This window comes from Desulfurella sp. (genome assembly GCF_023256235.1).
Taxonomy (GTDB): Bacteria; Campylobacterota_A; Desulfurellia; order Desulfurellales; family Desulfurellaceae; genus Desulfurella.
In genome coordinates this window covers 1-9,128 of the sequence record NZ_JAGDWY010000021.1, presented here as the reverse complement: position 1 = coordinate 9,128, position 9,128 = coordinate 1, and the positions used below count along the sequence as shown (strand labels likewise).

The 9,128-nt window shown below is 33.5% G+C and carries 7 protein-coding genes and 1 riboswitch; of the genes, 5 read left to right on the top strand and 2 right to left on the bottom strand.

From position 1 onward, the window contains the following. Positions 1 to 842, top strand: an 842-nt coding sequence (locus tag Q0C22_RS01925; RefSeq protein WP_291490405.1) for a sulfurtransferase, incomplete at its 5' end; no start/stop codon positions are given. Between the two features lie 36 nt (positions 843 to 878). On the opposite strand, the gene Q0C22_RS01920 is transcribed toward Q0C22_RS01925, so the two are convergent. Further along, positions 879 to 2,000, bottom strand: coding sequence for an MFS transporter (locus Q0C22_RS01920; protein ID WP_291490404.1), 1,122 nt, complete (start codon positions 1,998 to 2,000; stop codon positions 879 to 881). A 158-nt stretch (positions 2,001 to 2,158) separates the two neighbouring features. Further along, positions 2,159 to 2,298, top strand: a riboswitch (cyclic di-AMP (ydaO/yuaA leader). Between the two features lie 108 nt (positions 2,299 to 2,406). On the opposite strand from Q0C22_RS01920, the gene kdpA reads away from it, so the two are divergent. From kdpA to Q0C22_RS01900, 4 genes are read left to right on the top strand one after another with little or no spacing between them, the layout of a single operon-like run. Next, positions 2,407 to 4,128 (top strand): potassium-transporting ATPase subunit KdpA, encoded by a 1,722-nt coding sequence (gene kdpA, locus Q0C22_RS01915; RefSeq protein ID WP_291490403.1) that lies wholly within the window; start codon positions 2,407 to 2,409, stop codon positions 4,126 to 4,128. A 1-nt stretch (position 4,129) separates the two neighbouring features. Continuing rightward, complete coding sequence (gene kdpB, locus Q0C22_RS01910; protein ID WP_291490402.1) at positions 4,130 to 6,190, top strand: potassium-transporting ATPase subunit KdpB; 2,061 nt, start codon at positions 4,130 to 4,132, stop codon at positions 6,188 to 6,190. A gap of 10 nt (positions 6,191 to 6,200) precedes the next feature. After that, on the top strand, positions 6,201 to 6,782 hold the full coding sequence (gene kdpC, locus Q0C22_RS01905; protein ID WP_291490401.1) for a potassium-transporting ATPase subunit KdpC: 582 nt from the start codon (positions 6,201 to 6,203) through the stop codon (positions 6,780 to 6,782). Then, the gene (locus tag Q0C22_RS01900; RefSeq protein ID WP_291490400.1) at positions 6,769 to 8,727 is read left to right on the top strand and encodes a DUF4118 domain-containing protein; all 1,959 of its coding nucleotides are present in this window, start codon (positions 6,769 to 6,771) and stop codon (positions 8,725 to 8,727) included. The genes kdpC and Q0C22_RS01900 overlap by 14 nt, the downstream gene beginning before the upstream one ends. Positions 8,728 to 8,753: 26 nt before the next feature. On the opposite strand, the gene Q0C22_RS01895 is transcribed toward Q0C22_RS01900, so the two are convergent. Continuing rightward, positions 8,754 to 9,065 carry a carbonic anhydrase gene (locus Q0C22_RS01895; protein WP_291490399.1) on the bottom strand — a complete coding sequence of 104 codons (312 nt, stop codon included), beginning with the start codon at positions 9,063 to 9,065 and terminating at the stop codon, positions 8,754 to 8,756. Positions 9,066 to 9,128 lie beyond the last annotated feature (63 nt).

Sequence of the window (9,128 nt, the reverse complement as noted above, 5' to 3'; positions counted from 1 at the left end):
CTGAGGTAGCATCCATGATTGGTAAGAAAAATGTTGTTATCGTAGATGCAAGAGATTATAAATCCTATCTCGAATCACATGTAAAAGGTGCAATAAGCTTACCTTCTACAGGTGATTTATTTGCAATGAGGTTTCCAGGTGTTAAAGCAAGAAGTATAGCTTCAAATACTCAAATCGAAAAAGCGTTATCAAGATTGGGAATTAAACCAGATGATACAGTCATAGTTTATGCAGGTGGCAAAAAGGCAGCATTTTTCTTAACTAATGCAACAAGAGTTATGCTTGCGCTTTATTGGGCAGGTATAAAAAATGTGTATTATATGAATGGTGGTTATCAAAAGTGGGTTGATGAAAAAAGACCAATTCAAAAAACAGTAACTAAGCTACCTCCGACACATTTTGTAATTGAACACAATAATACAAATGCTTATTGTTTTAGTAATTTTGTAATATGGGGTGTAAATAACTTGAATAAAATTCAGATTGTAGATGCAAGACCACTTGATCAATATACTGGAGCACTAATTAGCGATAAAAGGCTTGCAAAACATGGTCATATCAAAGGTGCTATTGATTTGCCAGCAAGTAATTATATGGAAAAAGTCGATAATTATTATATTTTAAAACCTAAAACACAAATTGAAGAGGTGTTCAAAAAAGATGGTATAAATTTAAACAAACCCATTATATCTTATTGTAATACAGCTAGATTGGGTAGTGGTTTATGGTTTGTAGCAAATGCCCTCTTTAATGATAAACTTGTTTGGGTTTATAATGGCTCTATGGTAAGTGCTTCAAGGAATCCCGAAATTCCAATTGTTAAAGGCAACAAACCCCTGTAAAAATAAACCGGCATTACTTTAAAATTAATGCCGGTTTTATGTTTTTATTTTTAAATAAAAGGTACTTGCAATAAGAATAATTGCACACAATGTAACCCATAGGATAGAAAAACCAAATTTGCTTATGATAAAAGATGAAAACAAAGGACTCAATATACCACTTGTTTGCCAGAACATATTTGAAAAACCTGATACAGCACCAGCATCTTGTTTGCCTATGCGCATTAGTAAATCGTTATTTACAGGTGTTATTATAAATCGTGCAAAACCCATTCCAAAAGCTATTAAAAATAAAATAAATTCTATTTTTATAATAGCAAGAAACAATGTAAGCAGAGCATAAGAAAAAAAAGACAAAAAAATTGTGCGACTAATGCCAAATTTTTTTATAATAAAGCCTGAAACCGGCGATGAAAAAAAACCTGCTATAGCCATACTTGAAAACATAATGCCAGCCGTTACCTTATTAATGCCTATATCTAAAAAGTATTTATAAGCATAAAGCGTAATGCTCCAGTATGAAGCAAAAAATAACAACCCGCCAAAAGAAATTAGTAAAACATTTTTGTTTTTTATTATTTTCAAATTCATTTTGCTTGAAGTTTTATAGCTTTTAAGACCAAAAGATAAAATACCAACTATAGCGCATAGGATTGCAGAAGAATAATAACCAAAACGCCATCCTAACGTGACTGATAAAACGGGCAATACTATTCCTGATAAAACAATAGCTAATGGCCATGCTATGCTGTAATAGCCCATAAAAACTGATCTATTGTCTTTGTAATAGTATTCAATAATTTTTAGTGATGCTGGATAAATCCAACCTGCACAAAAGCCCATTAACAGGCTAAGTACATACTCTTGATAAATATTTGTTGCTACACCAGAAAAAAAAGTTATTATTGATAATAAAATTAAAGATAAAGAAATAATTTTGCCGCAATCAAATCTGTCTGATACAAAACCAGCAGGTATTTGGACAGCTACATATCCAAAAAAATACAGTGCGAAAATATGACCATCCTGGGTTATTGTAGGTTTTAATGGCATATATACGGACAGGATGCTCCACATTAATCTTGTATAATAGCTTAAAAAAAATGCACCACTTGAAATTACAAGAGGAAAAAGATTATGAGATTGATTTTTAAACAATGATTTGCCTCTTTGCGAAAATTCATTATTAATCTTCAAATAAATAATTTTTTCATTATGTTTATATTAATATTTTTTATTTAAAAGTCAATTGTAGTTTTACAGAGCTTTTTATAGAAAATTTTATGCTTGACTTTTTGAAAAATAAATGTTAAAAGGAATACAAATAGTCGAAGCTTTGCTATTTGCAAAGCGCGGGGGACCCAATTTAAATGGGGCGAATTCCTTATTTATGAGGATAGAGCACTCATAAGCTCGAGCCCGTCAGCTAACCTCGTAGACTTTTATGGGGTGATTTATGTTTATTTTTAAAAACCTTCGAAAAGAAGGTTATTTATATACGCCTTTTAAATTTGCATTACTTTAATATTAGTATATATATTTGAAATTTTCAAAAGGAGGAATTATGCACATTAGTGACATTGTACAGTTTTTAGTTTTTATTGTGCTTTTAAGCTTTCTGGTAAAACCATTAGGCTCTTACATGGCAAATGTATTCAATGGAGAAAAAACTGTATTATCGGTAGTTTTTAGACCAATTGAGATTTTCATTTATAAAATTGCCAATATTGACGAAACCTACGAGATGAATTGGAAAGAATTTGCAATTTCTATGTTGATTTTCAACGCTATAGGTTTTGTAGTTCTATTTTTAATTTTAGTTTTACAACAATTTTTACCTTTAAATCCCCAACATTTTAAAGGATTTAATCTGGATTTAGCATTTAATACAGCTGTTAGTTTTATAACAAATACAAACTGGCAGGCCTATTCTGGAGAAAATACAGCAAGCTACTTTAGTCAAATGCTGGGTCTTGCAGTGCAAAATTTTCTTTCAGCTGTTACTGGCATAGTTGTTTTGCTGGCTTTGATAAGAGGTTTTGCAAGAAAACAAACGACAAATCTTGGCAATTTCTGGGTAGACTCAGTAAGGACAACTCTTTATATTTTACTGCCTTTATCAGTAGTAGCTGCTATTATTTTAATGAGTCAGGGTGTTATACAAAACTTTAGTAGCTATAAAACAGTCCATTTGTTAGAACCCTACATTAATGCAGGCAAAGTCATAAGCGACCAGGTATTGCCAATGGGTCCAGTTGCATCGCAAGAAGCTATTAAACTACTTGGAACAAATGGAGGCGGTTTTTTTGGTGCAAATTCTGCACATCCTTTTGAAAACCCAAACGGTTTCACAAATTTTTTTGAAGCTTTTTTAATTATTTTAATACCTGCTGCTTTAACATACACTTTTGGGTCTATGATAAAAAATAAAAAGCAAGGTTGGGCAATTTACCTTGTTATGTTAGCAATGTTTGTTGTTTTTTTGGGTATAGAATACACTTCTTCTTTAGGAAATGATCCCCTAATATCACGTCTTGGTGTTGCAGGCCACTATATTGAAGGTCAAGAAGTGAGGTTTGGCATAGGAGGCACATCTTTGTTTGCAACTACCACGACAGCTGTAGCATGTGGTGCTGTTGATGCAATGCACGATTCGCTTTTACCTATATCTGGAATGGTACCGACTGTACTTATGCTGTTAAGCGAAGTTGTTTTTGGCGGTGTTGGTTCCGGTCTTTACACTATGATAGCTTTTATCATTATAGCAGTTTTTGTGGCTGGTTTGATGATTGGGCGCACTCCGGAGTTTCTAGGTAAAAAGATAGAAGTAAAAGAAATGTGGATGGCAATAATTACTGCACTAACATCTGGTATATTGGTACTTATTTTTACAACTATTGCTTTTATTACAAAAGCCGGTGTAAGCTCAATCCTAAACCCTGGTCCACATGGTTTAAGTGAGATACTATACGCTTTTGCATCTACTGCAAACAACAATGGAAGCGCTTTTGCAGGATTAAATGCAGATACGTATTTTTATAATATCACAACAGCAATTGCTATGCTTATTGGCAGGTACATACCAGCAGTTGCAATTATATATATGAGTGGTACTCTGGCACAGAAGAAATATACTCCGCCAAGCGTTGGCACACTTCCTACAGATAAAGTGCCTTTTATGGTATGGCTTATTCTTGTAATATTGATCGTGGGCGCTTTGACTTTTTTTTCAGCTTTGGCATTAGGTCCATTTTTGGAAAATATTTTAATGTTAAGAGGTGCATAATATGGAACAAAAGAAAACTACATCAATATACAACCCAGAATTAATAAAAACTGCACTGATAAATGCTTTAAAAAAATTAAACCCTATGGAGTTAAAATCCAACCTTGTAATGCTGGCTGTAGAAATTGGCAGTATTTTAACAACAATAGAATTTATACTGGAAATTTCAGGTTTAAAAAGTGGACCCTACTGGTTTACAGGTTGGGTTTCTTTGTGGTTGTGGTTTACGGTTATTTTTTCAAATTTTGCAGAAAGCCTTTCAGAAAGTAGGGGTAAAGCGCGCGCAGAGTCTTTGAAAAAAACCAAAACCCAGATTACAGCTCATAAACTTAAAGAGGCAAAATTTGATAGTGAATACACAGATATACCTTCTACCCAGCTAAAAAAAGATGATTTAGTACTGGTAAAAGAAAATGAGCTAATACCAAGTGATGGTGAAATAGTAGCTGGTGCAGCACTTGTTAATGAGTCTGCTGTAACTGGTGAATCTGCACCGGTTATAAGGGAAGCAGGTGGAGATAGAAGTGCAGTAACAGGCGGTACAAAAGTAGTGGCAAATTCAATTATAGTAAAGATAACTACCAACCCCGGCGAGACATTTTTGGATAGAATGATTACAATGGTAGAAGGGGCAAAACGCAGAAAAACCCCAAATGAAATTGCGCTTGAAGTATTACTTGTATCATTGACCGTTGTATTTTTACTTGTTGTTATTAACCTCAGAGCTTTGTCGACATATGCCGTTAATTCTTCAGGACATGGAGAACCTGTTTCATTTGTGGTGTTGATTGCATTATTTGTATGTCTTGCGCCAACAACAATTGCAGCTCTTTTGCCTGCAATTGGTATTGCTGGTATGGATAGGTTATTTAGAAAAAATGTAGTGGCATTATCTGGTAAAGCTGTTGAAGCTGCTGGAGATGTAAATGTGCTTTTGTTAGACAAAACTGGGACAATTACACTTGGCAACAGACAAGCAGCAGAATTTATACCTGTTGGCAACCACACAGAAGAAGAATGCGCCAAAATATCGCTTTATGCTTCTATCGGTGATGAAACACCGGAAGGCAGAAGCATAGTTGTATTGGCAAAAAGAAAATATAATTTAAGAGCACAGTCGCTTTCACAAGAAACAAAAATCATACCATTCAGTGCAAGTACAAAAATGAGTGGTGTAGATATTGAAAATCACAAGTATAGAAAAGGTGCTTATGAATCAATAAAAGCTTATATACTGGAAAATGGGGGTACAATTCCTGACAATCTGGAATCTATTGTCGAAAAAGTATCAAAGCAGGGTGCTACGCCTCTAGTTGTTACTTTAGATAATGATATAGTAGGCGTTGTAAATTTAAAAGATATTCTAAAAAAAGGTATTAAAGAACGATTTGCCCAGCTTAGAAAAATGGGTATAAAAACCGTTATGATAACTGGTGATAATCCACTTACGGCAGCTACAATTGCAGCAGAAGCTGGTGTTGATGATTTTTTAGCTGAAGCAAAGCCAGAAGATAAATTAAGGCTTGTTAGAGAGTATCAATCTCAGGGTTTGATGGTTGCGATGACTGGTGATGGCACAAACGATGCTCCTGCTTTGGCCCAGGCTGATGTTGCTGTTGCAATGAATACAGGTACGCAAGCAGCACGTGAAGCTGCAAATGTTATTGATTTAGATTCGAACCCTACAAAACTATTAGACATAGTTGATATAGGAAAACATATCTTAATGACAAGAGGAGCTTTAACTACATTCAGTATTTCAAATGATATAGCTAAGTATTTTGTAATTATACCAGCTGCTGTAGTTGCAATATACCCACAGCTTAATGTGTTGAATATTTTGCATTTGGCTAATCCATATTTGGCAATTTTGTCTGCTGTTATATTTAATGCCATTATAATTCCTTTACTTACACCACTTGCATTAAAAGGTGTTTGGTATAAACCTATGCCAGCAGAAAAACTACTGATATATAATCTGCTTATATATGGGGGTGGTGGCTTAGTATTACCGTTTTTAGCTATAAAATTGATTTATGTAATTCTAAGCATAATACATTGAGGTGTATGATATGAAAAATTTAAAAAGTGGCCTTATAGTCTTTGCATTTTTATTTATAATAACCGGTGTTGTATATCCTTTAATCGTTACAGGCATTGGTCAGCTTGTATTTAAAAGCCAGGCTAACGGAAGCCTTATATATATTGAAAATAAACCTGTAGGCTCAAAACTTATAGGTCAACCATTTCAAAACCCAGGTTTTTTCTGGTCAAGACCATCTTCAACTGATGATTTTCCATACAATGCTTTGAGTAGTGGTGGATCAAATCTGGGTCCAACAAACCAGATACTTGTTAAACGTGTTGAAAAAAGAATAGCTTATTTAAGAAAAAATGATTTTAAAGGGCAGGTGCCATCATGTTTGGTACTGGGCTCTGGGAGTGGGTTGGACCCCGATATTACACCTCAGGCTGCTTATTCTCAAATTCCTAGAATATCTATGTATACTCACATACCGCAGAATGTTTTAAAATCATTAGTTTCAAAACATATCAAAAAAAGGCAATTGGGTTTTTTGGGTCATGATAGGGTTAATGTTTTAGAACTGAATTTAGCATTAATAAAAATGGAAAAAGACTATGCAGGAAAATGATATAAAAAGACCATCTCCAGAAGAATTATTAGAAGTTGCAAAGCAACAGGAAGCATCTGAGCAAAAAAAAGGAAAGCTTACTATATATTTAGGGTATGCGCCAGGCGTTGGTAAAACATACACAATGCTTTCAGATGCTCATTTAAGAAAAAAAGAAGGTATAGATGTTGTAGTAGGATATGCAGAAACGCATGGAAGGGTTGAAACTGAAAAGCTTCTTGAAGGTCTTGAGGTTATAGAGCCTTTAATTGTTGATTACAAAGGTCTTAAACTAAAAGAAGTCAATTTTGAAAAAATTATACAGCGCAAGCCACAATTAGTAATAATTGATGAGCTTGCGCATACAAACCCACCTGATTTTAAAAATGTAAAACGCTATCAGGATGTAGAAGAAATTCTAAATGCCGGTATAGATGTATATACTGCTCTAAATGTTCAACATATAGAAAGTCTAAATGATTTGGTTTATCAAATAACAAATATAGCCATCAAAGAAACTGTGCCAGATAAATTTATAGAGCAAGCTAGCGAGATAAAGCTTGTGGATTTAACACCGGAAGAACTATTAAAAAGGCTTCACGAAGGCAAAGTTTATGTAAGGGATATGGCTCAAGCAGCTATTGGAAAATATTTTAGATCAGGCAACTTGCTTGCATTAAGGCAAATTGCTTTAAGGATTGTGGCAGACAGTGTTGACGGGAAAATGCGCTCATATATGAAACAACATGCTATAGCAGGACCATGGGCTATAAAGGAAAAAGTGCTTGTAGGTGTATTTGCAAGCCCTTATGCAGAGCAGCTTGTTAGGGCGACATATAGATTTGCAACAGAAATAGATGCTCAATGGATAGCAGTTCACGTAGAAACGCAAAAAAATCAAAACTTTACAGATCAAGAAAAGGCATGGTTAAATAAGGCTTTTGATTTAGTAAGAAGTTTGGGTGGTCAGATTGTTTGGATTAAAGGAGATGACATAACAACAGAAATAGTAAATTATGCCAAATCTCAAAATGTTACAAAAATTGTTATAGGAAAACCACGCAAATTTAGTATGTTTTCACCAACTATACCAGAAAAATTGATTATGCAAACTGAATTTATTGATGTATATTTGATTGCTCCAAAAGATAAAAAACCTCAAGAATTTTTAAAAAAGAAAAAGTATAACATTAAAAACATAAAAGACTATTTATATTCTACTATAAACATAGGTGCTGTTACACTGCTAAGTTTGATTTTAAAAAATCACTTAAATCACTCAAGTTTGATGTCTATATTTTTAGCTGCTTTGGTGTTAAATGCTTTAATTTTCGAAATACCTGCCGTGATTGTTTCAATAGTTATTAGTGTTTTAGTATTTGATTTTTTTTTCATACCGCCACAATATACATTTTACATTTCAAATTTTAATTATTTGATTTCGTTTTTGGTTTATGTTGTTGTAATAGTTTTTATTTCTATACTTGCAACCAAGCTTAAAACTAAGGTGAATCTTTTAAAAGAAAGCCAGCTTAGAGAATTGAGTTTATATGAGTTAAGCAATAATCTTGTTATGGCAAGCACAAAAGAACAGGTTTTATCCATTTTAATAAATCACATAAAAAAATTATTTAATGTTGAAGCCGCTATATTTATTGCTGATGAAAACAATAAATTAAAGGTTGGAGCAAAAACTAAAGATTTTGAAATTAACTCAGAAACTTTAGGTATAGCTAACTGGTCATTTATAAACAAAAAAAATGCTGGTTTTGGAACAGATACGATTTCAAATGCCACTGCACTTTATATACCAATGATTACAACAAATGGTATTTTTGGTGTAATTGCTATAAATTTAAAACAATTAAACAAACCCGTAACAATAGACCAGACAGTTGCAATAGATGCAATAGCCCATCTTGGAGCAATTGCACTCGAAAGACTCAAGCTTATGCGATGTAGCTAATTTTATTTTAAAAAAACCATATTTTGCTAATTTAACAATTCAACTTGCCAGTTTTCGTTTACCCAAAGACCAATAATTTCTACATCGTTAAACCAGGTTTTTATTAAATTTATGCTATTTTTTATCTGGTTAATCTGAGTTTGCTTATCCGATGGGTTTCCAGCACAATCATAGTGCCCAACTACAGCGACTACTTTTGAGCCATGTTTTTCAACCGACACTACAAGCCTTGATTTTATTGAATCTACCAGACATTTGTCAGAATTATCGCTCAATATTTTTATTGGTCCAGGTTCTGTTATCATATCGACATACTTTGCGTTATAATTTTGTTTCATCCAATTTATCCCGACTTCATCACTTTTCCACCCAAAACCCATTCTCTACAGGGTTTTTGTTTT

What these genes read in the sequence shown, in the direction of transcription:
- kdpA (WP_291490403.1), top strand. Translation starts at nt 2,407, where the DNA reads ATGCACATTAGTGACATTGTACAGTTTTTAGTTTTTATTGTGCTTTTA.
- kdpB (WP_291490402.1), top strand. Translation starts at nt 4,130, where the DNA reads ATGGAACAAAAGAAAACTACATCAATATACAACCCAGAATTAATAAAA.
- kdpC (WP_291490401.1), top strand. Translation starts at nt 6,201, where the DNA reads ATGAAAAATTTAAAAAGTGGCCTTATAGTCTTTGCATTTTTATTTATA.
- Q0C22_RS01900 (WP_291490400.1), top strand. Translation starts at nt 6,769, where the DNA reads ATGCAGGAAAATGATATAAAAAGACCATCTCCAGAAGAATTATTAGAA.
- Q0C22_RS01895 (WP_291490399.1), bottom strand. Translation starts at nt 9,065, where the DNA reads ATGAAACAAAATTATAACGCAAAGTATGTCGATATGATAACAGAACCT.